We start from the raw sequence: 24,427 nt of genomic DNA on the forward strand, positions 1-24,427 counted from the left end.
ATTCAATTACGTTCAGCCGTTATACAGTTCGGCTTGCAGCTTTTCCTCTTTCTCGGCGATCTGGGCCGCCATGGCGGAACGCGCCTCGTCCAGCCGGGCGGAAAGTGCGTCGTCGGAGACCGCTAAAATCTGCGCAGCCAGCACCGCTGCATTTTTCGCTCCGTTGATGGCCACGGTCGCCACCGGAATACCGCCGGGCATCTGAACCGTGGCGAGAAGGGCGTCCAGTCCGTCCATGGCGCCACCCTTCATGGGAATACCGATCACCGGCAAAGTGCAGTTGCCCGCAAAGGCCCCCGCCAGATGCGCCGCCATCCCCGCGGCGCAGATCAGCACGCCAAAGCCGTTGGCCCGGGCGTTTTTGGCAAACTCCGCTGCCTGGGCCGGAGTGCGGTGGGCGCTGAGAATATGGGCCTCATAGGGAATGCCGAAGCTCTCCAGCTCCCGGCAGGCGCTCTTGACCACGGGCCAATCGCTGTCGCTGCCCATGATTACGGCAACTTTTTTCATACTTGCTCTCCTCTGCCTTTTCATGCGGCGCACGCGCCGCAGAGTTTAACCGGTCTGCACGGCGGCGAAAGCCGCATCAGAGCTTTTTGCGCATAACCGTCAGGTCGAAAATACCGTCTATAAAATACTCGTTGGAGCAGAACACCGGCTTTCCGTCGATGTCGAAGTCCACCTCGTCCATATTCAGAAGCGGCGTGCCGATGGGGATGGAAAAAATCTCCGCCAGGGCCGGGTTCGCTGCCGCGGGGCGCACGTTTGTCAGGTCCATATAGGGGACCACCCCACAGAACTGGCGCAGGAAGTGAAAGATGGGGAGCTTGAAGTCCTTGATGGTGTAGTTGCCCTTTGCCAACGCCTTTTCGACGATGTCCTCGCAGTAGATGGCGGGCTTTCCGTCGGCGGTGCAGAGCCGGGAGATGCGGATAATGGGTGAGCCCACCGGCAGATGGAGCTGCTTTGCGATTTTCTCATCCGCCTCACCGTCGGATACCCGGACGAAGGCCACTGCGGCCTTATGCCCGCTCTGGCTAATCATGTCCAGAAATTCCAGTTCAATGTCCATGCGGGTCTGGACACTCAGAACATGGCGGTTGATGATCGTACCCACTCCGTGGCGGCGGGTGATGAATCCCTCCCGTTCCAGCGAGGCGAGTATATCCCTCAGCTGGGTGCGGCTGATGCCCATTTTCTCCGACAGTACACTCTCACGGGGCAGACGTTCGCAATTGGCGTACGCTCCGTCCCGCATGGCAATCAGCAGCTGCATGCGGATCGTCTTGGATTGGGAAATCTGACTGCTCATATAGCTCACCTCATTATCAAAACATATGGCCGTTATGGCAATAGGTAATACCTTAAAGGTCATACCTATTATATCTGTATTTCTCTTTTGCCGCAACTGACAAAATCCACAGAATTTCTCCGCGTGTTTCTGCGGGGATTGTCTGCTGTGGCGGGGCCGCATTTTTGTGTAAATTACTGGTGGACATTTGTCCGCAAAATAGTTATAATGGCATCTGCCGGACGGTTGCAGCCCCGCTTTTCAGGCGGGCGCAAACAAAATCGCTGTATGGCGCGTTCGATATTTTGTCAAGGCATTTTAGGAGGAGCTTGTGAAAAATCTGATTCTGATCGGCATGCCCGGCACGGGCAAGAGCGCGGTGGGCAAGGCTCTGGCGGCGCGCTTGGGATATACGTTTCTGGATGTGGACGATGTGATCTACGAGCGGACGGGCAAGACACTGAAGGAACTGCTGCTGGAGATGGGCGTGGACGATTTTTTGGTACTGGAGGGAAAAGTGGGCGCGAGTCTCGACCTTCAGGATACGGTGATTGCCACCGGCGGCAGTATGGTGCTCTCCAGCGGAGCGATGGAAAGCCTGCGAAAAAACGGCGTTTCCGTCTGGCTGGAGACACCCCTGCGGGAGATCGAGGACCGAATGCCGGAGGATTTGTGGGATCGGGGAATTGCCGCGCCCCGAGACATGACGATCCGGGAAATCTATCGCCAGCGGGAGCCGCTGTATGCGAAGTACGCCGACGTGATCGTCGTCAGCCAGGAGGGCGAGGACGCCACCGCGCGGCAGGTGGAGCAGGTGATGCACACCGTGGGCATGAGTCTTAATAATTGACCGAGAATTGCCCGGCTGGGGCGCGGTAAAAGCGAGAGAATACATACGAATATAGAGCAAGCCCCTCGGTCCATGGCGGACTGAGGGGCTTGCTTTTTTAGGAACGCCCGGTAAGGGGGTTTCTTTGATAGGAGTTTTTCCCCGCTGCATTCGGGAGGAGAACTTCAGTAGCTGCTGATATCCAAAGACGCGTCGTCCGTGCCCTTTTCAACAGACTGGATCGTCAGCTCATAACCCCGCCCCTCGCCTAAATCCACAGGAACGGTCTCTCCGGCTCTGCGGCCCAGCACCGCCTTGGCAACCGGTGATTCCTTGCTGATGAGGCCCTTCAGCGCGTCCTGGCGCAGCGTGGTGACGATGCGAATGGTCTGGGGCGTCTTTGTGGGCGCGGGGACGATGACCACCGTGTCGAACAGGTCCACGCAGTTTGCGTCGGAGGTCTTGGGGCGGATAACTTTTGCCGTGCGGATCATCTGCTGAAGATAGCGAATGCGGCTGTCGTTGCGGTTTTTATCCCGCTTGGCACACTTGTATTCGAAATTTTCACTGAGGTCGCCGAACCCCCGGGCTGTCTGCACATCCTCAATCAGTTTTGGCCGCAGCACCGTGGTGCGGTGGGCAATCTCTTCCTTCATCTTCTGAATGTCCACTTCCGTCAACTCGTCATACACAGAAAAACCTCCTTAACGCAGCACCGCAGAATCCGCGGCTGCTGACGCCCCTGTGCGTCCGCACCGGGTGGCGCCTAAAAAAACGCGGCCCTTCGCCATTTGGCGCAGAGCCGCATAACTAATTCAATTCTAGCGCATTTTTTCAGGGATTGCAAGGCCCATCCTCCGGGAGCAGACTCTCGCCGGCCACGCAGGCCACGATGATGCCCGCGCCCAGAAGACCCGGCGCGGAGAGCCGCTCCCCCAGAAGGAAAAAGGAGAACAGCGCCGTCATCACCGGGCAGATGCTCTGAACCAGAGCCACGGTCCGGGCGGAGACAGCGGTCAGTGCCGCGTTTTGCAGCAGAAAACCGCCCACTGTGCAGGCTATGGCCAGATAAACAATGATGCCCCATATCCGGGGTGTGACAGCAGAGAGTGAGGTCCAGCCTCCGTCGAACAAAAAGGCGCAGGCTGTTCCCATCACCGCCGCCGTGGCGGTCTGGACGGCGGAGAGGGTCAGCGGGTCCACCCGACTCAAAGACTCCTGCCCCAGCACCAGAGACCCCGCCAGCAGCAGAGCCGTCAGCAGGGACAGCATCTCCCCCGCGCCAAAGCCGCTCAGCCCTCCCAACCCACAAAGTAGATACAGCCCCAGTACCACCAAAATCTGAATGGGAATGTGCTTCCGGGAGTATTTCCGGCGGAACAGCAGCAGAACCAGAAGGGGAGTCATTACGGTGCACAATGACCGCAGGAACGCCACGCTGGTGGCGGCGGTGAGCTTTATGGCAACGTTGCCGCTCATATGGGCGCAGGCGATACAAAGCGACGAAGCAATCCAGTCGCGGACACGGCAGCGGCGCAGCCCCGCGACGATCCGCTTTCCGGCAAACAGAAACAGGATGAGCAGCGTCAGCAAATACCGCATGGAGAGCAGCGCGTATACCGGCACAACGTGATAGGCTTCCTTGGAAATGGGATCTCCAAGGCCGAAGAACAGACTCTGAAGTAAAATCAGCCCGATAGCCAGCCGGGGTGTGAGGCGGAGGGACGGGGCCCCTTCCACTGCGGTAGCTTCTGCCCCGCCGCTCTCCGGCTTGCACGCTATCGGGCTGATTTTATTCGGCACATCTTCGGCCAGCGCGATTTCTGATTGTTTCTCCAATGGCTTTTGCCTCTTTCCGGTGCGGAGCAGCCGCGCCGCTTTTTACAGCTTTCGTTTCTTTTCCGCTTCGCAGTAAGCGCAGCGGTAGGTGTGTTTCTCACGGTCGCTCAGAAGGAAAATGGCATCCAGCTGGGGCTCTGCCGCCGTGATGCACCGGGGATTCTTACAATGAATGATATTCACCAGCTTCATTGGAAGTTCCAGATGCTTTTTCGCCATCCGCTTTCCGTCCCGAATGATGTTGACGGTGATGTTCGGGTCGATATAGCCCAGCACGTCCAAATCTACCTCCATGGGAGAGTCGATCTTGATGATGTCCTTCTTGCCCATCCGCCCGCTGCGGACGTTTTTGATAATGGCCACGGAGCAGTCCAGCTGGTCAAGGTGCAGGTACTTGTAGATGTCCATGGACTTTCCGGCCTGAATGTGGTCGAGCACCACGCCGTTTTGGATGCTGTCGATATTCATTGCGGTCTCCTTTACTCTGCCCGCAGGCCCAGCAGCAACAGGATCAGGGCCATGCGGATAAACTTACCGTTTTTGACCTGCTTGAAGTAGCAGGCCCGGGGATCGTTGTCCACCGCCACCGCGATCTCGTTTACCCGGGGCAGGGGATGGAGAATGCACAAATCGCTTTTTGCGGGGATCAGCTTTTCCGGGTCCAGAACATAGGTGTCCTTCAGCCGGATGTAATCCGCCTCGTTAAAGAACCGCTCCTTCTGGACACGGGTCATATACAAGACATCAAGGCTGGGAATGGCGTCCTCCAGCGAGTCCGTCTCCGTATACGGAAGACCGTTCTTATCCAGAACATTTTCCTTCAGATAGCCGGGCAGCTTCAGCTCCTCCGGGGAGATGAACACAAAGCGGATGCCGCTTTGACGGGATAGGGCGTTCACCAGGGAGTGAACCGTCCGACCAAATTTCAGATCGCCGCAAAAGCCGATGGTAAAGTCGCTCAGACGGCCCTTCTCCCTGTGAATGGTCAAAAGGTCGGTGAGGGTTTGGGTGGGATGGTTGTGGCCGCCGTCTCCGGCGTTGATGATGGGCACCTCCGAGCGCTGGGCGGCGGCAAAGGGCGCGCCCTCCTTGGGATGGCGCATGGCGATGATGTCCGCATAGCAGCTCACCGTGTGAACGGTGTCCACCACGGTTTCTCCCTTGGCGGTTGAGGACGATGCCGCCTCGGAAAAGCCCAGCACGGTGCCGCCCAGAGAGAGCATGGCGGACTCAAAGCTCAGGCGCGTCCGGGTGGACGGCTCGAAAAACAGCGTTGCCAGCTGCCGGTGGGCGCAGAGGTTTTGGTATTTCGCAGGGTTTTCAATGATGTCCTCCGCCGTGGAGATCAGTCCGTCGATCTCGGCGGGGGTCAGGTCGGTGATGTCGATGAGATTGCGGTTTGGCATAGAGATTCTCCCTTCTTGCGTTTCGCCGGATTGGATCAGGCGTGCATCCAGCTTACGTCACTGGGGTCGGCGCGGAATTTTTTCAGACGCTGGATATCCTCCATTTTGATTTTGCCTTCCTCGGCGGCCACTTCGCACACCGCGTCAAAGTTGCTCAGGCTGAAATTGACGACGTTTGCCGCCGCCAGCCGGTCAATGCCTTTTTGGAGCCCATAGGTGAAGATGGAGGCCACGCCCAGTACGTCCGCCCCGGCTTCCCGGAGAACGTCCACCACCTCAATGCAGCTTCCGGCGGTGGAGATCAGGTCCTCCACCACCACCACCTTCCGGCCTTTTTCCAGCTTTCCCTCGATCTGGTTGCCCCGACCGTGGTCCTTGTGCCCGGACCGGACGTACCCCATGGGAAGGCCCATCAGGTGGCCTACGATGGCGGCGTGGGCGATGCCGGCGGTGGAAGTGCCCATCAGCACTTCGGCGTCCGGGTAGTGCTTGCAGATCAGATTCACCAGGCCGGTCTCCACGGCGGTGCGAACAGCGGGAGCCGTCAGGGTCAGGCGGTTGTCGCAGTAGATGGGGCTGTGGATGCCGCTGGCCCATGTGAAGGGCTCGTCAGGACGCAGGAACACCGCGCCGATGGATAAAAGATCGTGTGCGATCTCGCGTTCAATACTCATATTCTAAAATCTCCTTTGACTTTGTGGCTTACTGACCGAAAAAGTCCTTTGCTGCGCGGCGGTATGCGGCGATAGGGTCGTCCGCCTGCGTGATGGGGCGGCCCATCACCAGATAGTCGCAGCCGGACTTTCCCGCCAACTCCGGCGTCATGATGCGCTTTTGATCTCCTGCGGCGCTGTCCGCAAAACGGATGCCGGGGGTGACCGTGACGAAGCCGTTACCGCAGGCGGCCTTCACGTCCGCTGCCTCCAGCGGGGAGCAGACCACGCCGTCCAGCCCGGAAACGGCGGCATTTTTGGCGTAGGACATCACCGCCTCCGCCATGGTGACATCGATCAGAAGCTCGTTCTTTAAAGCCTCGTCGTTGGTGGAGGTGAGCTGGGTCACGGCAATCAGTAAAGGCCGGGTGCCGTCCGGGCGGGTAAGGCCCTCCAGCGCGGCCCTCATCATCTCGGACGCGCCCGCGGCGTGCAGATTTACCATGTCCACATCCAGACGGCTGAGGACGCTCATGGCCCGCTTTACGGTGTTTGGAATATCGTGGAGCTTTAAATCGAGAAAAATCTTATGGCCCCGGGCCTTGATCTTCCGGACCATATCCGGCCCCTCGGCGTAAAAAAGCTCCATGCCGATTTTCACAAAGGGCTTCTCTCCGGCGGAAAACCGGTCGAGAAATTGCAGGGTCTCCGCCCCTGTGGGGAAATCAAGGGCGATGATGACGTCTTTATTCATGGTGCGCTCCTCCTGTCAGTTCGCAAATTTTGGTCACGCCCAGCCGCTGGCAAACGCCGGGCAGATCTTCAACAATGGCCTTGCAGGCAGAGGGATTTTTCAGATTGGCCGCGCCGATCTCCACGGCGCTGGCCCCTGCCAGCATCATCTCGCACACGTCCTCGGCGGAGCTGACCCCGCCGCAGCCGATGATGGGCAGCTTTACCGCCTCGTATACGTCCCACACCATCCGCAGCGCCACGGGAAACACGGCGGGGCCGGACAGCCCTCCTGTGCGGTTGGATAGCAGCGGGCGCTTTGATTTCAGGTCAATGCGCATACCAAGCAAAGTGTTGATGAGACAAATTCCGTCCGCCCCTGCGTCCGCGCAGGCCCGGGCAATCTCCGCGATATCTGTCACGTTGGGCGAGAGCTTGATAAAAACCGGCTTTTTCGTGGCGGCCTTCACCGCCGCCGTCACCTGAGCGGCGGCGCGGGGGTCGGATCCGAAGTTCTTGCCGCCGCAGTGGACGTTGGGGCAGGAGATGTTCACCTCGATAATACCCACCTGCGCGCAGCCGTCCAGAGCGCGGCAATTTTCCGCATACTCCTCCGCTGTGTTGCCGCCGATGTTGGCAATCACCGGGCCGTGGAAAATTTTCGCGATGTTGGGCAGCTCCTGCGTGACCACAGAGTCAATGCCCGGATTTTGAAGCCCCACGGCGTTCAGCATCCCGCAGGGCGTTTCCGCCACGCGGGGCTGCGGATTTCCAAACCGGGGCTTCGCCGTGGTGCCCTTAAAGGAGAAGGAGCCCAGGATGTCCAAATCATAGACCTGCGCAAACTCTCGCCCGTATCCAAACGTGCCGGAGGCGGGAATCACCGGATTTTTAAGAGACACACCCGCCAGGGAGACCTCCAAATTTACCATGCGATCTCCTCCTTCCGGAACACAGGACCGTCCTTGCATACCCGGCGCGGGCCGCCTTTCGTCTCGATGGTGCAGCCCACGCAGGCCCCGAAGCCGCAGGCCATCCGGGCCTCAAAGCTATATTGCCCAATTTTCAGCTGGGGCAGCGCCCAGACGGCTTTCAGCATGGGCGTGGGGCCGCAGACAAACGCGGCGGTACACTCCGGTACCGCTCGGACAAGATCCGTGACAAAGCCTTTTATCCCAAGGCTTCCGTCCTCCGTAGCAAGAAAGAGGCGGCAACCGAGAGTGGCAAACTCCTCCAGATAAAATGCGTCCTTCGCGGTGCGAAAACCCAGCGCCACCGTGGGAGTGGTGCCAAGCTTTCGCATCTGCCCCGCAAGCCCGAACAGCGGAGCCGCGCCCACGCCGCCGCCGATCAGAATGGGATTTTCCGGGCAGCTTTCCAAACCAAATCCGTTGCCAAGACCCGAGAGGGTGTCCAGCTCCGTCCCCGGGACAGAGCGCACCAGCTCCCGCGTCCCCTCGCCCGCTACCCGGACGATCAGCAGCAAAGCGTCCTTTGACCAGTTGGCGACGGAGATGGGTCGGCGCAGGAATCTCAGCGGCAGGGCAATGTTGACAAACTGCCCCGGTGCGGTAATGGCGGAGGTATCTCCGGAGAGTACCATCTCATAGGTGTCGGCGGTGAGCTGGCGGGTATGCTCGATGGTAAAGAGAGATTGCTTCATACGTCCTCCCGTTGCAAATCCGTGTAAACCAGTTTCCCGTTACAGATCGTGGCGGCCACGGCTGCGGCCACGGTCCAGCCGTCAAAAGGCGTTGCGCGGCCCAGAGACTTAAAAGCACTGCTGACGATGGCGTGGGGCCGGTTTAAATCCAGCACTGTCAGGTCGGCGGGAGCGCCCTCGGCCACATCGCCCCCCGGCAGCCCGAAAATTCTCCGGGGCCGTGTGCACAGCCGGTCCAGAAGCAGTTTCAGCGGGACAATGCCCGTTTGCACCAATTGGGTGTACAGAATGGGAAACGCGGTCTCAAGGCCCACAATTCCGAAGGCGCTTTTTCGAAGGCCCCCGGATTTTTCTTCGGCGGAGTGGGGAGCGTGGTCCGTTGCGATGCAGTCGATGGTGCCGTCCAGCAGCCCTTCGATCATCGCGTCCCGATCCGCGGCGGACCGCAGGGGTGGGTTCATCTTGAACCGGCCCTCGTCCATGAGGTCCGCTTCACACAAAACCAGATAGTGCGGCCCGGTCTCGCAGGTGACGGGAAGGCCCTCGGCTTTCGCCCTGCGGATAAGGTCTACGCTCTGCTTGGTTGAGATGTGGCAGACGTGGTATTGGCACCCGGTCTCCCGGACCAGGCCGATGTCCCGCTCAATCTGCCGCCACTCGCTCTCCGAGGAGATACCGGGAAAGCCGTGGGCTCTGGCCCAGGTCCCGTCGTGGACGCAGCCTCCGGGAGTCAGCAGCTCGTTCGCTTCACAGTGAGCCACAATGGGCCTTCCCAGCGCCTTGGCCATTTTCATAGCGGCGCGCATCCTGTCCTCGGACTGGACGCCCCGCCCGTCATCGGAAAAGCCCGCCACGCGAGGAGCCATGCCCGCCATGTCGGACAAAGCCTGTCCCTTCTCTCCAGCGGTGATAGCGCCGTATGGATAGACGCGGATCTTCGCGTCCCGGGCGATGGCGTCCAGCTGCGGCTGCAAGGTCTCCGAACTGTCCGGCACCGGCTTCAGGTTGGGCATGGAGCACACGGCGGTATAGCCCCCCGCCGCTGCCGCCGCCGTGCCTGAGGCGATGGTTTCCTTATAAGAAAATCCAGGCTCCCGAAGATGTACATGGACATCGACGAAACCTGGAACAACAAACAAATTATCAAGTTTGATCACGGACTGATTCTCACGGGGGAGAAACGGGGAAATAGAAACAATACGGCCATTCTCAACGGCTACGTCCGCCGTTTGAAAAGCACCGTTCAAAAATACACTGCCGCCGGCCAGCAGATAACTCATGGCGTACCTCCTGCTTGTACATACTCTGACGATATATTGTAGTGGAATCAACCGCGCTTGTCAATGGCGAGTTTAAGAAACAGGATACATAAATTTAAGCTAAATTTTGGACGTTTTTTCTCTGCCAACGACAAACGGCGGGGGACGCAGCGCGTCCCCCGCCGTTTGTCGGCTTCACTTATGTAAGCTGTGTCTGCGCCACAGCGACGGTACCAGCAGCAAAATCGGGAACATCTCCAGCCTTCCTGCCAGCATGTCAAACGACAGCAGAAGCTTGGACGCCGGGGAAAATGCGGCGAAGTTCCCCATGGGACCCACCAGCTCAAGCCCCGGCCCGATGTTGTTGATGCAGGACGCTACGGCGGTAAAGGTGGTGACGAGGTCGAACCCGTCCAGACTCAGCAGGATGGTGGACAAGTTCAAGACCAGCAGATATGCCACCAAAAACACATGGGTGTTGCGCAGGACTTTTTCGCTCATTGTCCGGCCCTCCATTCGGATGGTGGTCACGGCGTTGGGATGCAGCATCTGCCGCATGTCGCTGACGGCTGTCTTGAACAGAATTACCAGACGGGCGATCTTAATGCCGCCGCCGGTGGACCCGGCGCAGGCTCCCGCGAACATCAAAAGGACCAGTACGAGTCTGGAATAAGTCGGCCAGACGTTGAAGTCCGTTGTGGCGTATCCGGTGGTGGTAATAATGGAGGACACCTGAAAGAAGGAGTACCGCAGCGCAGTGGAAAAGGACTCAAACAGGCCGGAGATATTCCACGCGATGGTGACGGTGGCTGCCGCCACGATCAGAAAATAGGCCCGCAGTTCCTCGGACCGCAGCACATCCCGCACCTTGCCGACGAGCAGAAAAAAATAGAGGTTGAAGTTCACACCGAACAGTAGCATGAAAACACCGATCACAAGGTCGATGTAAGGGCTGTTGTACGCTCCCACGCTGAGATTCCGGCTGCTGAAGCCGCCTGTGCCGGCAGAGCCGAAGGAGTGGATGCAGGCGTCGAACAGCGGCATTCCGCCCAGCAGCAGCAGGACGATCTCGACCACTGTCATGACCAGATAAATGCCGTACAGAATTTTCGCGGTGTCTCCCAGACGGCTCACCAGCTTTCCTACCTCGGGGCCGGGAACTTCCGCCCGCAGAAGATGCATTCCGTGCCCGTCGGACGTGGGCAGAATGGCCATCACGAACACCAGCACACCCATACCGCCCACCCAGTGGGTAAAGCTGCGCCAGAACAGCACGCCCCGGCCCAGATGCTCCACATCCGTCAGAATGCTGGCGCCGGTGGTGGTGAAGCCGGAGACGGTTTCAAAGAAGCAGTCCACAAAGGTGGACATGGAGTGGGAGATGTAAAAGGGCATTGCCCCGAAAAAAGACATCACAATCCAGGCAAGTGCCACGATGGCAAAGCCGTCCCTGGCATAGAGCGCCCGGGACCGGGGAGAGCCATGGCCCAGTAGAATACCGCAGAGGATCAGCGCCAGAATGGGAATCAAAAACGGCTGCACCGACTCATGGTACAGCATGGCCACCAGCATGGGCAGCGCCAGCAGCGCCGCCTCCACCAGCAAAATTCTGCCGATGATGTAGGCAATCATTCTTCTATTCACGGTATCCGCCCTTCTTACCGCAATATGTCGCGGATATCCCGCAAGGTACTGGTAGTAACCACGATCACATCATCGCCCGCATTGATGGCGTCCTCGCCGGAGGGAATGACAATCTTTCCGTTTTGCCGGACGATGCCTGCCAGCAAAATACCGGAGCGGAGCTCGAGGTCCCGCAGAGGCACGCCGATCAAAGGCGAATCAGGCCGGATGCCGAACTCCAGCGCCTCCACCGTGCCGCCTATCAGGCGGTGCAGGGTTTTAACCTGGGAGCCGGAGGCATTCTGCATCGCGCGGACGTACTGCAAAATCAGCTCCGCGGTGACGGAGCCGGTGGATACCACGCTGCCGATCATGCCCTCAGTGGACACCAGATCCACCAGAGACTGACGGTTGATCTTCGCCACCACCTTGCAGTTTTTGCACTGCTTGGACACGCTGAGAGCCATCAGAATATTGGCCTCGTCCATGCCGGTAATGGCTACGAAGCCGTCGGTCTGATCCAGACCCTCCTCTCGCAGAAGCTCACTGTCCGTACCATCGCCGGTGATAATCAAAGCCTTGGGCAGAAGCTCGCTCATGTGAGTGGAGCGCTCTTTGTTCTGGTCGATGATCTTGACGGTCATCCCCATTTCGATCAGCTGCGTGGCCAGATAATAGCACAGCTTGCTGGCACCCACGATCATGACGGAGGACGCCTTACACTTGAACACCCCCAGATGCCGGAAGAACTGTTCCAGCTCATGGGGGGTGGCGGTAATATAAATGGTGTCCCCATCCTGAAGGATAAAATCGCCGGAGGGGATGATGGTCTCGTCCTTCCGGGCTACCGCACAGACCAGCACCCTTGCCCGCAGGTTCTTATAGAGATCGCTGAGCCGTACACCGCTGAGTGTGCTGCCGGGAGCCAGGCGGTATTCCACCAACTCCAGCCGACCCTTGGAAAAGGACTCCAGCTTCATCGCGTTGGGATACCGGAGGACGCGGGCGATCTCCCGGGCAGTGGCCCGTTCCGGGTTGATGGCCATAGACAATCCCAGCTCCCCCCGCATGTACCGCAGCTGATTTTCGTATTCCGGGTTACGGATGCGCGCGATGGTGTGCTGCACGCCCAGGGTTTTTGCCACAAGGCAGGTCAAAATGTTGATCTCGTCGCTGGAGGCGGTGGCAATGAGCAAGTTGGCCCGCCCCGCGTCTGCTTCTTTCTGCACGTCGGCGCATGCGCCGTTGCCGCACACTCCCCTCACGTCGTAGACATTAATGATGTGCTCCAAAAGCTGGGGGTTCTGGTCGATGACGATGACGCTGTGTTCCTTGGAAAGATGCTGCGTCAGCGCCAGCCCGACTTTCCCGGCGCCCACGATAATAATTTTCATAGATGACAAACCTCAATTTTCACTCGATTATCATTCGGAGAAAGCTGCCCAAAATTTTGCATACCTTCACAAATGCCAGTATAATGAATATTCCGATAAAAGCAAATGTTATTTTTGACCTTGCGGCCCAAGACTGCTATACTGAAAGAAAAATTACCGATTTTAAACAAGATAAGCGGAGAAGACGATGAAAAAACTGGCAATTGGGATATTGGCCCACGTGGACGCGGGGAAGACCACCTTGACCGAGGGGCTTCTGTATGTGGGCGGGGCGCTACGGAAGCTGGGCCGGGTAGACCACCGGGATGCGTTTCTGGATACCTTTGCGCTGGAGCGGGAGCGGGGCATCACCATATTTTCAAAGCAGGCGGTGCTGCCGTTGGACGGCCTGGAGCTGACGCTGCTGGATACCCCCGGTCACGCGGATTTTTCAGCCGAGGCGGAGCGGACGCTTCAGGTGCTGGACTGCGCGGTTTTGGTGATCAGCGGAGCCGACGGTGTTCAGGGCCACACCCTGACGCTCTGGCGGCTGCTGATGCGGTACGGCATACCCGCATTCCTGTTTATCAACAAGATGGACCAGCCGGGGACCGACCGGACCGCGCTGCTGGCGGAACTGAAAAGCCGCCTGGACGGCGGCTGCGTGGATTTTTCCCGGTCTGAGGCGGAGCGGGGAGAGGAGATTGCCCTTTGCGGAGAGGAGGCCATGGAGGAGTATTTGGCCTCCGGCGAACTGAAGGACGAGACCGTTGCGGAGCTGGTGGGGGAGCGAAAGCTGTTTCCCTGCGTCTTTGGTGCGGCGCTGAAGCTGGACGGAGTGGAAGAGTTGCTGGAGGGTCTGCGGCGGTTTGCCCCGGTCCCGGTTTATGGGGATGTGTTTGGCGCGAAGGTCTTTAAGATTTCCAGAGACCTTCAGGGCGTGCGGCTGACCCATCTCAAGGTTACCGGCGGGACGCTGCGGGTCAAGGATCTGCTCTCCGGCAGCCGGGACGGGGAGGACTGGCAGGAGAAGGCGGACCAGATCCGCATCTACTCCGGCGCCAAATTTCAGCCCGCCGACGCCGCGGAGGCGGGAACGGTCTGCGCCGTCACCGGTCTTAGCCGTACCTTCCCCGGCGAGGGACTGGGAGCGGAGGCGGCGTCCGCACCTCCGACGCTGGAACCGGCGTTGACCTGCCAGGTGTTTTTGCCGGACCGATGCGTCCCCCATACCGCGCTGATGCAGCTGCGGCAGCTTGAGGAGGAGGACCCTCAGCTCCACGTGGTCTGGCAGGAGCAGACCGGGCGCATCAACGTCCAGCTGATGGGGACCATCCAGCAGGAGATTTTGCAGCGGGTTTTAAAGGACCGCTTTGATCTCGACGTGACCTTTGGCCCCGGAGCCTTGGTCTATCGGGAGACCATCGCCGCCCCGGTGATCGGTATCGGCCATTTTGAGCCTCTTCGGCACTATGCGGAGGTTCACCTTCTGCTGGAGCCCCTGGAACGGGGAGCGGGACTGCGGTTTGCCACCGCCTGTCCGGAGGATGTGCTGGCCTTCGGCTGGCAGCGGTTGATCCTGAGCCATCTTGCCGGGTGGAGCTACCCCGGCGTTCTCACCGGCGCGCCGATTACAGACATGAAGATCACCCTCCTGGCGGGGCGGGCTCACGAAAAACATACCGAAGGCGGCGATTTTCGTCAGGCTGCATGGCGCGCCGTGCGGCAGGGCCTGATGTCCGCCCAAAGCGTCCTGCTGGAGCCCTGGTACGATTTCTCTCTCACGGTCCCCACAGCTCAGACGGGCCGGGCCATGGCGGATCTTCAGCGAATGGGCGGAGAGTTTGCGCCGCCGGAAGCAGAGGGGGAGGACACTCAGTTTACCGGCTCGGCGCCCGTGTCCGCCCTGCGGGACTATGCGGCGGAGGTAATCGCCTATACAAGGGGTCAGGGACGGCTAGTATGCGTCCCAGGCGGCTACCGACCCTGCCAAAAGCAGGAATTCGTTGTGGAAGCGGCGGGGTACGACCCGGAGCGGGATTTGGAAAACCCGGCTGACTCCGTTTTCTGTGCCCACGGCGCGGGGTACCTGGTGAAGTGGAGTGATGTTCCATCCCATGCTCATGTGGACAGCGGCTTTCATCTGGACGGGAGGCCCGCTGAGGACCGCGCGGCGGGCCCCGCCGCCCGCTCCTCGTCCTACGCCGGAACGGTGGAACAGGACAGGGAATTGCAGGCTATATTTGAGCGGACCTACGGCCCGGTAAAGCGCCGGACCTTTCAAAAGCCTTTACCTGCGGTATCCGGCGAAGCGGAGCTCCGCGCCGCGCCCCGGCCCGCCGGGCCGGAATACCTGTTGGTGGACGGATACAACGTGATTTTTTCCTGGGACGAGCTGAAAACCGTGGCTGCGGAGCGGCTGGACGCCGCACGGCGGATGCTGTGCGACCTGATGAGCAATTATCAAAGCTTTCGCAAATGCGAGGTCATTCTGGTGTTCGATGCTTACAAGGTCAAGGGCGGAACCGAGCGGGAGGAAAGGTATCAAAATATTCAGGTAGTTTATACAAAAGAGACGGAGACTGCGGACTCCTACATCGAGCGGATCACCTATCAGATCGGACGGGAGCATCGGGTCCGGGTGGTTTCCTCCGACGGCGCGGAGCAGGTAATCATTCTGGGCCACGGGGCGCTGCGGGTCTCCTCCGCCGGTTTTCACGAAGAGATGGTCCAGACCACGGGAGAGATCCGAAATATTCTGCAGAAAAACAATCTGTACGGAAAGGCCCGTCCCATGCGGGAGGCAATGACGAAGGCGTTGGAGGAAAAGAAGGAATAGCGCACCCCCACTGCGCCTCTTGCAGACTTGCTGCCGCTTTGCTATAATAATGCGGTATAGCACAGAGACTTTTGCTGGGGCCGGGGCACTTTGCCTGCGGCGTTCACAGTCATTTCCAGCCATGTTTTCGACAAAATCGGCCATACTGACCGAAGAGGTGATCAAACATGACTGCTGAGACCTGCTGGACCCTGTTCTGGGCCACCGGTGTGCCGGAATGCTATGCGCTGTACCGGGAATTTATGGAGGCGACTACTGCCTCGGCGTGAGGAGGCGGAACCATGAGCGAACTGGTGACGCGCGGCGCGGTGCTGCGGGAGACGGAGACGAAGGAATCGGATAAGATTCTTACCGTGCTCACCCCCGACCACGGGAAAATATCCGTGATCGCCAAGGGCGCACGGCGCAAGTCCTGCCGCTTTACAGCCGCCTGCCAGACGCTGGTATACAGTGAGTTGACCCTGACACGCCGGGGAGACTGGTATTATTTGAATGAAGGGACAACCCTGTCGCTGTTCGATGGTCTGCGGGCGGACTTTGAGGCACTGGCGCTGGGCTTTTACTTCGCGGAGCTGACGGAGTCCGTCTCCTCCCCGGAAATCCCGGCGCCGGAGCTGCTAAGTCACCTGCTCAACGGACTTTACGCTCTGGATACCCTAAAAAAGCCACGGGAACTGGCAAAGCCCGCCTTTGAGTGGAGACTGATGTGTCTTGCGGGATACGAGCCGCTGGCGGACGGGTGCGCTGTCTGCGGCGCGGAGAACCCGGCGGAGGCCTGCCTGGACCCGGTACAGGGCGTTTTGCGCTGCGCCGCCTGCGGCGGCGTGGGAAACGTGGGGGCGCTTCCGCTGTGTCCGGAGGCGGTGGCCGCCCTGCGGCATATCGTCTATGGAGACCCCGGACGGCTTTATGCCTTTACATTGATCGGAGAGGGGCTGAATCAGCTCTCCGACGCAGCGGAGCGATATGTGGCCATCCAATTGGAACGGGGATTCCGAACGCTGGACTATTATAAAAGCCTGTCAAATTTATGATACATTTTGTACTATTGTGGACGTTTTATACGAAAAGGATCGATTATGAGCGAATTGTTTGAAAAATCCATGCGGACGCTGGAGCTGCCTCAGGTGCTGACTCTGCTCGCGGCTCAGGCGGTCAGCGATGAGGCGAAGCGCCGCGCCCTGACTCTGACGCCGGAGACGGAGACTGAGGAGGTCCTGCGGCTTCTGGACCAGACCGACGCGGCCCGGGAGATGATCGGGCTGCGGGGCAGTCCGTCCTTTTCCGGACTCAAGCCGGTGCGGGAGGCTCTGGACCGGGCAGACCGGGGCGGCGGACTGAATACCCGGGAGCTTTTGACCATTGCGGGCCTTTTGACCGCGGCCCGGAGAACCCGGGAGTATTTCAACGGGGACAACCGAGAAAAGAGCGCCATTGACCATCTGTTTTTATCCCTCCACGGCAACCGTTTTCTGGAGGACAAAATTAAGTCCGTCATTCTGGACGAGGACACCATCTCCGACAATGCAAGCCCCGAGCTGAACGATATCCGCCGGAAAATGCGGGCGGCGCAGGCGAAAAGCCGCCAGGTCCTGCAGCGCATCATCTCCTCCCCGTCTTACAGCAAGGTCCTGCAGGAGAGCATCATCACCCAGCGGGACGGGCGGTTTGTGGTGCCGGTGAAGGCGGAGCAGAGGGGGGCGTTGCCGGGCCTTGTCCACGACGTATCCTCCACAGGGGCAACGCTGTTCGTGGAGCCTATGGGGGTGGTTCAGGCCAACAACGAGTACATTGAGCTGGAGGCCAAGGAAAAGAAGGAGATCGAGCGTATCCTTGCGGAGCTGTCCGCCGACGCGGCAAATCACCGGGAGGACATCCAGTGGGATTACGACGCCTTGGTCCTTCTGGACCTGATTTTTGCCAGAGGTCAGCTTTCCTATAAACTGGACGGTGTCCGGCCGGAGATTCGGCGGGATGGGGCCATCGTACTGCGTAAGGCCCGCCATCCCCTGCTGGATCGGGCCAAGGCGGTCCCCATCGACATCGAGCTGGGGGACAGCTTCGACACGCTGGTCATCACCGGCCCCAATACCGGGGGCAAGACGGTCAGCCTGAAGACTCTGGGCCTTTTGACGCTGATGACCCAGTGCGGACTTCATATTCCCGCGGCGTCGGGAAGCCAGATATCCGTTTATGAGCGGGTGCTGGCGGACGTGGGCGACGAGCAGAGCATTGAGCAGAGCCTGTCGACCTTCTCCGCCCACATGACCGGCATTGTCCGGATTTTGAAGGAGACGGACCGGCGGACTCTGGTGCTGTTCGACGAGCTGGGTGCGGGAACCGACCCGGTGGAGGGCGCGGCGTTGGCTATCGCCATCATTCAGAGGGTACGGAGCTCTGGCGCGAAGCTGGCGGCCACCACCCACTACGCGGAGCTGAAGACCTTTGCCATGACCACCGCGGGGGTGGAAAACGCCTCCTGCGAATTTGATGTGGAGAGCTTGCAACCCACCTACCGGCTGCTCATCGGCATCCCGGGAAAATCCAACGCGTTCGCGATTTCCAAGCGGCTGGGTCTGCCCGACGACGTGGTGGAGGATGCAAAGGCCCAAATGGCCGGAGACAGCGTCCGGTTTGAGGACGTACTGACCCAGTTGGAGCAAAAGAGGCAGGCGCTGGAGAAAAAGCAGGTGGAGACGGACCGTCTCTATCAGCAACGGGAGGAAGACGCCCGCAAGGCCCGGGAATTCCGCACGCAGATGGAGCGGGCACGGGACAACGCCCGCAGCCGGGGAGAGGCTGACGCCCGCCGTATCCTACGGGACGCGAAGACCGCCGCAGACCAGACCATGAACGAACTGGCGGAACTGCGCAAACAGCAGGCCAAAGCCGACGCCGCCCAGAATCTCAACGAGGCCCAGGCCGCCATCCGCCGGGGGCTGAACGAGGCGGAGGAAAAGCTCCGCAACCGTGAATTTGAGCCGGAGCCCATCCCCAAGCCCAGCCGTCCCATCCAAAAGGGTGACCGGGTGGAGATCCCCGGCGTGAAGACCTTGGCGGAGGTGACCGACCTGGGAAAAGACGGCACGCTCCAGCTGCAGGCGGGCCGGATGAAAATGACCGTGAAGGCGGACGAGGTGCGGCTGATCGAAGAACCCGCCGGAAGGAAGAAGCCCGCCGTCTCCGTTCAGTCTCACGCGGCGCAGCAGCTGCTGCGTACCGCCGCCTCCAGCGAACTGGACATTCGGGGAATGGAGAGCATTGAAGCGGAGAGCGTGGTGGAGAACTTCCTCTCGGCCGCCGTGATGGGGCGGTTGGAAACCGTCACCATCATCCATGGAAAGGGTACCGGAGTCCTGAGAAAGGCCGTCCATGAGATTCTGCGGCGAAACAAGGCGGTCAAGAGCTTTCGCCTCGGTGTTTACGGCGAGGGCGAGACCGGCGTCACGGTGGTAAGCATGAAATAAGAACGTTTGTTTTTGCACGGCCCCCGTCGCGGCGGGGGCCGGAAAAATTTGATGAGGTGAGGAATATGCACGATTTGCCGAAACAGTACCACATCCAGTGCGCTCCCGGAGACGTGGGCCGCTATTGCATCCTGCCCGGGGACCCGGGCCGCGTCCCGGCCATCGCCGCTTTGTTTGACGGCGCGGAGAAGGTAGCCCAGAACCGGGAGTTTACCACCTACACCGGTATGCTGCTGGGGGAGAAGGTCTCCGTCTGCTCCACCGGCATCGGCGGGCCTTCTGCCTCCATCGCCATGGAGGAACTGGTGAAGTGCGGCGCGGACACCTTTATACGTACCGGCACCTGCGGCGGCATCGCTCTGGACGTAAAATCCGGCGATATCGTGGTGGCTACGGGAGCGATCCGATTCGAACATACCAGTATGGAATATGCGCCCATTGAGTTCCCCGCCGTGGCAGATTTCGGCATCACCGGCGTTTTGGCGGCGGCCACAAAGAAGCTGAGCTACCCGCTCCATACCGGCGTCGTCCAGTGCAAGGACAGCTTTTACGGCCAGCACAGCCCGGAGAAGTCGCCGGTTTCCTATGAGCTTCAGCAGAAGTGGGAGAGCTGGAAGCGTCTGGGCGTGAAGGCCAGCGAGATGGAATCCGCCGCCCTGTTCGTGGTGGCGGCGGCGTTGGGCGTCCGGTGCGGCTCCTGCTTCCATGTGGTCTGGAATCAGGAGAGGGAGAAGGCAGGGTTGGACCAGAACATGAGCGAGGATACTACCGCGTCTGTGAAGGTGGCGGTGGAAGCTCTGAAGCTGCTGATCGAAGCCGACCGGGCGGAGAAGAAGTGAGGTGCGTCCGTGAACTTTGAGGCCCTGTGGAACGCGGCGCTGCCCGGCGTGGCAGCGGTGACGGTTGGCCGGCTAGTATACGCCGTCATCACGCTGCTGATTTGCCTGATTGTCATGAAAATCAGCATGAAGCTGCTGCGTCGGATTGTAAAGCGCACCAAACTGGATGAGCGGGTGCAGAAATATCTGCTGACGGGGTTGAAGCTGGCACTGTACATTGTCACGGTTGTCATTGTGGTGGAAACGCTGGGAATCCATTCCTCGTCACTGGTGGCGCTGCTGAGCGTGGCCTCTCTGGGCGTCACCCTCGCGGCGGAGGATATCTTGGGCAATGTGGCCGGCGGGCTGGTGCTGCTGTCTTCCCATCCCTTTGGAATCGGGGATTTCATCGAGTCCGACGGCGTCTCCGGAACGGTGGAGGAGATCACCCTGAACCACACGAAGCTGGTGACCCCGGAGGGACTGACGGTTCTGATCCCCAATCGGACGATTTCCTCCGGCAAGCTGACAAACTACACCGCGCTGGGCCGCCGCCGGATCTGCCGAAAGATAACCGCGTCCTACGATGCGCCGACGGAGACAGTGAAAGCCGCCTGCCTTCTGGCGCTGGAGAGAACGCCCGGCAAGCTGGCCGACCCCGCCCCCACGGTCTATCTGACGGACTATCAGTCCAGCGCCATCGAATACAGTATTTACTGCTGGTCCGCGCCGGAGAATTACTGGGACGTGTATCTGGGCCTTGGCGAGAACCTGCGGGGCGCATTTAAAGAGAAGCGGGTGGAGATGACTTATAATCACTTGAATGTTCACGTTTTGAATGAAGAAAAAGCGTAAGACAGACAGAACAAAAAGGAAGTTCCGGGAGATTTCCACAAAATCTCCCGGAACTTTTTGCTTTGATCGAAAGCGTTAGGAAGCGAAAAACACTGGCATTACAGCTCCCGCAATTGGTACAGGTCTGTCCGCAGGGCGGAGAGAATGGGGAGCTGGCTGCGCACAGATTCAATCCGGGAGAGGTCCAGGTCGGCGTACAGCACTGCCGCCTCCGCTTCGGCGCGGCACAGCACCTTTCCCCAGGGGTCCACGGCAATGGAGTTGCCGTAAGCCACATAGGATGCGTTCGGGTTTCGGGCAGGGGAGACTCCCACGGTAAAACACTGGTTGTCCACCGCCCGCTGGCGGAACAGCAGCTCCCAGTGGGCGGGACCGGTGGTCATGTTGAACGCCGCCGGAACGAAGAGACACTTTGCGCCCCGCAAAGTCATGCACCTTGCCAACTCCTCGAATCTGAGGTCAAAGCAGATGCAAAGGCCCATCACGCCGAACTCGGTTTCAAACGTGGTGATCCAATCGCCGGGGGTGAGAACGTCGGATTCAAAAAACCGCTGCCCGCCTGCCACGTCGATGTCGAACAGATGGACCTTTCGGTGCCGGGCAAGCTCCCGGCCCATCCGGTCATATACATAGGAGGTGTTGTAGACCTTTCCGTCCGCTATCTCGGGGATGGAGCCGCCCACAATATAAATGCTCAGCTCCTTTGCCAGCGCGGACAGAGCGGCCTGCGCCTGTCCGCCGGCCGTCTCGCCGAAATCACGGAAGCAGGCATTGTCATAGGGGCAGCAAAACATCTCCGGTAGCACGGCAAAGTCCACTCTGTTTTTCGCCGCTTCCCGGATTTTTTCACTGGCCAGAGCGATGTCGGCGGCTTTATCGCCGGTGCCGCCCGCCAGCTGGATCAGTGCGATTTTCATAGAAATCTCCCTTCTCCGCTGAAGAACCCAACGCCTCTGCGGCGTTCCTGCCGATCGGGTTAATTCTGAATTGTCCGTACCGGGCTACTGTTTCCCAGAGCGGTCCGCTTAAAGTCCGTTGACTATCCGCTGCGGCCGTTTGCCCGCCATGACGCTCTCCAAATCCTCAAACAGCATCCGGTGCGCTGTGCGGAACGCGGACTTGGCCACTCCGCCGAAGTGAGGGCAGAGAATCAGCTTGTCCGGGTACTCCGCCGCCAGACGGACCAGCGGATGGTCGGCTCCGGCGGGCTCCGGCTCATAGCAGTCCACCGCCGCACCCGCCAGCCGGTTTTCCCGGAGAGCGTCGCACAGCGCCTCGTCGTCAATGATGGCGCCCCGGGCGGTGTTCACCAAAAACGCCGAGGGCTTCACGCGGGACAGAAATTCCCGGTCCACCAGATGGCGGCTCCCGCTGTTGGCGGGAAGGTGGAGACTGATGATGTCGCACCGGGCCGCCAGCTCCTCCAGCGGCAGGTAACGGACGTTCAGCCGCGCCTCCGTCTCAGGGTCCCGGCGGTGAGGTGCAAAGTAGAGAACCTCGCTGCCATAGGGCCGCAGCCGCTCCGCCACGGCCTGACCGATGGCGCCGAAGCCCACCAGCCCCACGCTGGAGATGGACAGATCCGAGGGAATATCTTCCTCTACCAGCCGCACAGCCTCACCCTGACGGCCCTGACGGACCATCCGGTCTCCCCAGAGCACCCGGTGAAGCAGCATACTCATCAGAGTGACGGACAGCTCAGACACCGCCGCCGCGTTGCACCCGGCGTTGTTGCATACATAGATGCCGCGGGCTTTCGCGGCCTTCAGGTCAATGCGGTCAAAACCCACGCCCTCTGAGTGGATGAGCTTCAGGTTGGGCATCTTGGAAATAAGGCTCTCCGAGATGACGGTGACGGGGGTGACGAACAACGCGTCCGCGTCCCATCCGGCGGACAGCCACTGGGCCTCCGTTCCCTCCCGGTCACAGAAAATCAGTTCTACCGATTTGCTGGCGGGAGTCTCCGGGCCGAAGAGGTCATAGCGGAATTTAGGGGCAAGTACCAAAGCTTTCATGCGATGTCTCTCCTTTTAGAATGGTTCGTGTTCGTTCGCAGCGGAGCTGTCTTTCTCTACCGAGGATTTTTCAGGCGGCTTTGGAGCGGGGGGCTTCTCTTGGGTGAGTCCAACGGATTCCGGCGGAGACTGATTTGCGGCGGTTTCCGAGTCCTCTTCCATACCCCGGGACATCAAAATGTCGCGGGGTATCATTTTCATCAGGTCGTCTCTGGATACGTTTTCCTGCGTGGCCAGACGGTTGGCCTGATTCACCAGAATCTGCTCGAAAATGTTCCGCACGCCCCGGGCGTTTCCAAACGCGATGGAATTCGTATTCTCCTCCTGAATAAAGTCCCGGACCATCTCCCGGGTCTCTCCGTCCAGCTGATAGCAGCCCTTTTTGCACTGCATATCAAAAATCGACAGCATCTCGTCCAGATTATAGTCATCAAAGTGCAAAAAGCGGTTGAACCGGGATTCGAGACCGGGATTGGAGTGGACGAAGTCATCCATCAGACCGTCATAGCCCGCCACGATGACCACCAAATCGTCCCGATGGTCCTCCATGGCCTTCAGAAGGGTGTCTATGGCCTCCTGACCGAAGTCGTTTTCCGCTCTGCCATTGAGGGCGTAAGCCTCGTCGATAAACAGCACGCCGCCCAGAGCCGAGTCGACCACCTTGGTGGTCTTGATGGCGGTCTGCCCCACATATCCGGCCACCAGACCGCTGCGGTCCACCTCCACCAGCTGGCCCTTGGAGAGAATGCCGAGACTGTGGTAGATACGGGCCATGAGCCGAGCAACGGTCGTCTTTCCAGTGCCGGGATTGCCGGAAAAGACCATGTGGAGGCTGAGGTCCGTGGTGGGGAGTCCGTGATCTTTCCGCATTTGATAGACGGTCACCATATTGATGAGGTTTTTGACCTCTTTTTTAATGGCGGTGAGGCCGATATAGCCCTCCAGCTCTGCTTGCAGATCCTCGATTTTCTCCGGGGGCGGAGCGGTCTGCCCCGGGGCATTTGTGTCGTCGTTGCCGGTGGACGCGGCCGAATTGCCGGCGCCTTCCCTGCCTCCGCCGGTTTTCAGCGGGGGAGCGGGAGAGGGCGCGTCCGGCGTCCGGGGTTTCGCTGCCTCCGGCGGAGCGGTGGGATGCCCCCAGAAATCCGTCCCCATGCGGCCCAGGTTGTTTTCCGTCATGGTGCGGATTACATCCAGCTGCTGCAAAATGATCTGGTCCTTTTTACTGACATCTTTTCTGTCCATACGCTCACGCTTTCATCAAAGAAGTGTGTTCCAATGCCCGGAACAAAAGCCCCGCCGCAAAGCCCGTCAAGGCCCCGGTAAACAGGGATACCCCCAGCAGTAGGGGGAGATAGTAGAGGGGGGCCGTGTTGCCCAGAGTCAGCACCGCCGCCGCCACCTGCCCACAGTTGTGGGCCGCAGCGCCGCCGATGGAAACGCCGTAGATGGAAAGACGCTTTGACCTGGACAGCAGAGCCATGATCGCCATTGCGCAGAGTCCTCCCAGAAGGGAGAACAGCAACGCATTCAGATTCCCCGCGAATAGAGCGCCAAGCGTACACCGGGCGATCAGAATGAGGAACGCCTGTTCAATCCCCAGCGCGTACAGCGCGAATACGGTGACAATGTTGGCAAGGCCCAGCTTCACCCCCGGAAGGGGAACCGCCAGCGACAGCGGGAGAAAATTTTCCACATAGCTCAGGGCCAGCGCCAACGCGGTCAGCACAGCGCAGAGCGTCAGCTGTTTTGTCGTCAGTTTCAT

Annotated in this window: 23 protein-coding genes; 6 read left to right on the plus strand and 17 right to left on the minus strand. The window is 59.7% G+C overall.

Annotation, left to right across the window (positions count from 1 at the left end; all coding sequences use genetic code 11):
• Positions 1–12 precede the first annotated feature (12 nt).
• Together purE and ABWQ15_RS09075 are read right to left on the minus strand one after the other, a co-directional pair.
• Positions 13–510: a 5-(carboxyamino)imidazole ribonucleotide mutase gene (purE, locus tag ABWQ15_RS09070; protein ID WP_353908449.1), complete on the minus strand. Its 498-nt coding sequence runs from the start codon at positions 508–510 to the stop codon at positions 13–15.
• A 76-nt stretch (positions 511–586) separates the two neighbouring features.
• The gene (locus ABWQ15_RS09075) at positions 587–1,312 is read right to left on the minus strand and encodes a GntR family transcriptional regulator (protein ID WP_353908450.1); all 726 of its coding nucleotides are present in this window, start codon (positions 1,310–1,312) and stop codon (positions 587–589) included.
• A gap of 310 nt (positions 1,313–1,622) precedes the next feature.
• Between ABWQ15_RS09075 and ABWQ15_RS09080 the strand changes: the two genes are divergently transcribed.
• On the plus strand, positions 1,623–2,141 hold the full coding sequence (locus tag ABWQ15_RS09080; RefSeq protein ID WP_353908451.1) for a shikimate kinase: 519 nt from the start codon (positions 1,623–1,625) through the stop codon (positions 2,139–2,141).
• A gap of 164 nt (positions 2,142–2,305) precedes the next feature.
• Here the strand turns inward: ABWQ15_RS09080 and ABWQ15_RS09085 are convergent, their stop codons facing one another.
• The 11 genes from ABWQ15_RS09085 to trkA all read right to left on the minus strand — a co-directional run bounded on the left by ABWQ15_RS09085 (position 2,306) and on the right by trkA (position 12,689).
• Positions 2,306–2,812 carry a GreA/GreB family elongation factor gene (locus ABWQ15_RS09085; RefSeq protein ID WP_353908452.1) on the minus strand — a complete coding sequence of 169 codons (507 nt, stop codon included), beginning with the start codon at positions 2,810–2,812 and terminating at the stop codon, positions 2,306–2,308.
• 142 nt (positions 2,813–2,954) lie between these two features.
• Positions 2,955–3,959 (minus strand): DMT family transporter, encoded by a 1,005-nt coding sequence (locus ABWQ15_RS09090; protein ID WP_353908453.1) that lies wholly within the window; start codon positions 3,957–3,959, stop codon positions 2,955–2,957.
• Between the two features lie 42 nt (positions 3,960–4,001).
• A complete protein-coding gene (locus ABWQ15_RS09095) occupies positions 4,002–4,427 on the minus strand; it encodes an aspartate carbamoyltransferase regulatory subunit (RefSeq protein ID WP_353908454.1) in 426 nt (141 codons plus the stop codon).
• Between the two features lie 11 nt (positions 4,428–4,438).
• Entirely contained in the window at positions 4,439–5,365 is a 927-nt protein-coding gene (gene pyrB, locus ABWQ15_RS09100; protein WP_353908455.1) for an aspartate carbamoyltransferase, read from the minus strand.
• 35 nt (positions 5,366–5,400) lie between these two features.
• Positions 5,401–6,039 carry an orotate phosphoribosyltransferase gene (gene pyrE / locus ABWQ15_RS09105; protein WP_353908456.1) on the minus strand — a complete coding sequence of 213 codons (639 nt, stop codon included), beginning with the start codon at positions 6,037–6,039 and terminating at the stop codon, positions 5,401–5,403.
• Between the two features lie 28 nt (positions 6,040–6,067).
• Positions 6,068–6,772: an orotidine-5'-phosphate decarboxylase gene (pyrF, locus tag ABWQ15_RS09110; protein WP_353908457.1), complete on the minus strand. Its 705-nt coding sequence runs from the start codon at positions 6,770–6,772 to the stop codon at positions 6,068–6,070.
• Positions 6,765–7,682 carry a dihydroorotate dehydrogenase gene (locus ABWQ15_RS09115; RefSeq protein ID WP_353908458.1) on the minus strand — a complete coding sequence of 306 codons (918 nt, stop codon included), beginning with the start codon at positions 7,680–7,682 and terminating at the stop codon, positions 6,765–6,767. The genes pyrF and ABWQ15_RS09115 overlap by 8 nt, the downstream gene beginning before the upstream one ends.
• Complete coding sequence (locus tag ABWQ15_RS09120) at positions 7,676–8,413, minus strand: dihydroorotate dehydrogenase electron transfer subunit (RefSeq protein ID WP_353908459.1); 738 nt, start codon at positions 8,411–8,413, stop codon at positions 7,676–7,678. The genes ABWQ15_RS09115 and ABWQ15_RS09120 overlap by 7 nt, the downstream gene beginning before the upstream one ends.
• Positions 8,410–9,693 (minus strand): dihydroorotase, encoded by a 1,284-nt coding sequence (locus tag ABWQ15_RS09125; RefSeq protein WP_353908460.1) that lies wholly within the window; start codon positions 9,691–9,693, stop codon positions 8,410–8,412. Before ABWQ15_RS09125 ends, ABWQ15_RS09120 begins: the two co-directional genes overlap by 4 nt.
• Positions 9,694–9,867: 174 nt before the next feature.
• Positions 9,868–11,316, minus strand: a complete 1,449-nt coding sequence (locus ABWQ15_RS09130) for a TrkH family potassium uptake protein (protein ID WP_353908461.1) — start codon at positions 11,314–11,316, stop codon at positions 9,868–9,870.
• Positions 11,317–11,330: 14 nt separating this feature from the next.
• Entirely contained in the window at positions 11,331–12,689 is a 1,359-nt protein-coding gene (gene trkA, locus ABWQ15_RS09135) for a Trk system potassium transporter TrkA (RefSeq protein WP_353908462.1), read from the minus strand.
• A 187-nt stretch (positions 12,690–12,876) separates the two neighbouring features.
• Here trkA and ABWQ15_RS09140 point away from each other — a divergent pair, with 187 nt between their 5' ends.
• The 5 genes from ABWQ15_RS09140 to ABWQ15_RS09160 all read left to right on the plus strand — a co-directional run bounded on the left by ABWQ15_RS09140 (position 12,877) and on the right by ABWQ15_RS09160 (position 20,647).
• Positions 12,877–15,507: an NYN domain-containing protein gene (locus tag ABWQ15_RS09140; RefSeq protein ID WP_353908463.1), complete on the plus strand. Its 2,631-nt coding sequence runs from the start codon at positions 12,877–12,879 to the stop codon at positions 15,505–15,507.
• A gap of 281 nt (positions 15,508–15,788) precedes the next feature.
• Positions 15,789–16,541, plus strand: a complete 753-nt coding sequence (gene recO / locus ABWQ15_RS09145; RefSeq protein ID WP_353908464.1) for a DNA repair protein RecO — start codon at positions 15,789–15,791, stop codon at positions 16,539–16,541.
• Between the two features lie 45 nt (positions 16,542–16,586).
• Complete coding sequence (locus ABWQ15_RS09150; protein ID WP_353908465.1) at positions 16,587–18,974, plus strand: endonuclease MutS2; 2,388 nt, start codon at positions 16,587–16,589, stop codon at positions 18,972–18,974.
• A gap of 65 nt (positions 18,975–19,039) precedes the next feature.
• Complete coding sequence (gene udp, locus ABWQ15_RS09155; RefSeq protein ID WP_353908466.1) at positions 19,040–19,813, plus strand: uridine phosphorylase; 774 nt, start codon at positions 19,040–19,042, stop codon at positions 19,811–19,813.
• A gap of 9 nt (positions 19,814–19,822) precedes the next feature.
• Positions 19,823–20,647, plus strand: a complete 825-nt coding sequence (locus ABWQ15_RS09160) for a mechanosensitive ion channel family protein (RefSeq protein ID WP_353908467.1) — start codon at positions 19,823–19,825, stop codon at positions 20,645–20,647.
• 98 nt (positions 20,648–20,745) lie between these two features.
• Here the strand turns inward: ABWQ15_RS09160 and ABWQ15_RS09165 are convergent, their stop codons facing one another.
• The 4 genes from ABWQ15_RS09165 to ABWQ15_RS09180 form a co-directional block, all read right to left on the minus strand.
• Positions 20,746–21,564 carry a carbon-nitrogen hydrolase family protein gene (locus ABWQ15_RS09165; RefSeq protein WP_353908468.1) on the minus strand — a complete coding sequence of 273 codons (819 nt, stop codon included), beginning with the start codon at positions 21,562–21,564 and terminating at the stop codon, positions 20,746–20,748.
• A gap of 108 nt (positions 21,565–21,672) precedes the next feature.
• Positions 21,673–22,662 (minus strand): 2-hydroxyacid dehydrogenase, encoded by a 990-nt coding sequence (locus tag ABWQ15_RS09170; RefSeq protein ID WP_353908469.1) that lies wholly within the window; start codon positions 22,660–22,662, stop codon positions 21,673–21,675.
• A 15-nt stretch (positions 22,663–22,677) separates the two neighbouring features.
• Positions 22,678–23,907, minus strand: coding sequence for an AAA family ATPase (locus ABWQ15_RS09175; protein WP_353908470.1), 1,230 nt, complete (start codon positions 23,905–23,907; stop codon positions 22,678–22,680).
• Positions 23,908–23,911: 4 nt separating this feature from the next.
• On the minus strand, positions 23,912–24,427 hold the full coding sequence (locus ABWQ15_RS09180) for a Gx transporter family protein (RefSeq protein WP_353908471.1): 516 nt from the start codon (positions 24,425–24,427) through the stop codon (positions 23,912–23,914).

The sequence above is a fragment of the Oscillibacter sp. genome (assembly GCF_040505565.1).
In the GTDB taxonomy this organism is placed as follows: Bacteria; Bacillota; Clostridia; order Oscillospirales; family Oscillospiraceae; genus Oscillibacter.

What these genes read in the sequence shown, in the direction of transcription:
- ABWQ15_RS09140 (WP_353908463.1), top strand. Translation starts at nt 12,877, where the DNA reads ATGAAAAAACTGGCAATTGGGATATTGGCCCACGTGGACGCGGGGAAG.
- ABWQ15_RS09095 (WP_353908454.1), bottom strand. Translation starts at nt 4,427, where the DNA reads ATGAATATCGACAGCATCCAAAACGGCGTGGTGCTCGACCACATTCAG.
- ABWQ15_RS09175 (WP_353908470.1), bottom strand. Translation starts at nt 23,907, where the DNA reads ATGGACAGAAAAGATGTCAGTAAAAAGGACCAGATCATTTTGCAGCAG.
- ABWQ15_RS09120 (WP_353908459.1), bottom strand. Translation starts at nt 8,413, where the DNA reads ATGAAGCAATCTCTCTTTACCATCGAGCATACCCGCCAGCTCACCGCC.
- ABWQ15_RS09150 (WP_353908465.1), top strand. Translation starts at nt 16,587, where the DNA reads ATGAGCGAATTGTTTGAAAAATCCATGCGGACGCTGGAGCTGCCTCAG.
- udp (WP_353908466.1), top strand. Translation starts at nt 19,040, where the DNA reads ATGCACGATTTGCCGAAACAGTACCACATCCAGTGCGCTCCCGGAGAC.
- ABWQ15_RS09075 (WP_353908450.1), bottom strand. Translation starts at nt 1,312, where the DNA reads ATGAGCAGTCAGATTTCCCAATCCAAGACGATCCGCATGCAGCTGCTG.
- ABWQ15_RS09180 (WP_353908471.1), bottom strand. Translation starts at nt 24,427, where the DNA reads ATGAAACTGACGACAAAACAGCTGACGCTCTGCGCTGTGCTGACCGCG.
- trkA (WP_353908462.1), bottom strand. Translation starts at nt 12,689, where the DNA reads ATGAAAATTATTATCGTGGGCGCCGGGAAAGTCGGGCTGGCGCTGACG.
- ABWQ15_RS09165 (WP_353908468.1), bottom strand. Translation starts at nt 21,564, where the DNA reads ATGAAAATCGCACTGATCCAGCTGGCGGGCGGCACCGGCGATAAAGCC.
- ABWQ15_RS09115 (WP_353908458.1), bottom strand. Translation starts at nt 7,682, where the DNA reads ATGGTAAATTTGGAGGTCTCCCTGGCGGGTGTGTCTCTTAAAAATCCG.
- recO (WP_353908464.1), top strand. Translation starts at nt 15,789, where the DNA reads ATGAGCGAACTGGTGACGCGCGGCGCGGTGCTGCGGGAGACGGAGACG.
- purE (WP_353908449.1), bottom strand. Translation starts at nt 510, where the DNA reads ATGAAAAAAGTTGCCGTAATCATGGGCAGCGACAGCGATTGGCCCGTG.
- pyrB (WP_353908455.1), bottom strand. Translation starts at nt 5,365, where the DNA reads ATGCCAAACCGCAATCTCATCGACATCACCGACCTGACCCCCGCCGAG.
- ABWQ15_RS09125 (WP_353908460.1), bottom strand. Translation starts at nt 9,693, where the DNA reads ATGAGTTATCTGCTGGCCGGCGGCAGTGTATTTTTGAACGGTGCTTTT.
- pyrE (WP_353908456.1), bottom strand. Translation starts at nt 6,039, where the DNA reads ATGAGTATTGAACGCGAGATCGCACACGATCTTTTATCCATCGGCGCG.
- pyrF (WP_353908457.1), bottom strand. Translation starts at nt 6,772, where the DNA reads ATGAATAAAGACGTCATCATCGCCCTTGATTTCCCCACAGGGGCGGAG.
- ABWQ15_RS09170 (WP_353908469.1), bottom strand. Translation starts at nt 22,662, where the DNA reads ATGAAAGCTTTGGTACTTGCCCCTAAATTCCGCTATGACCTCTTCGGC.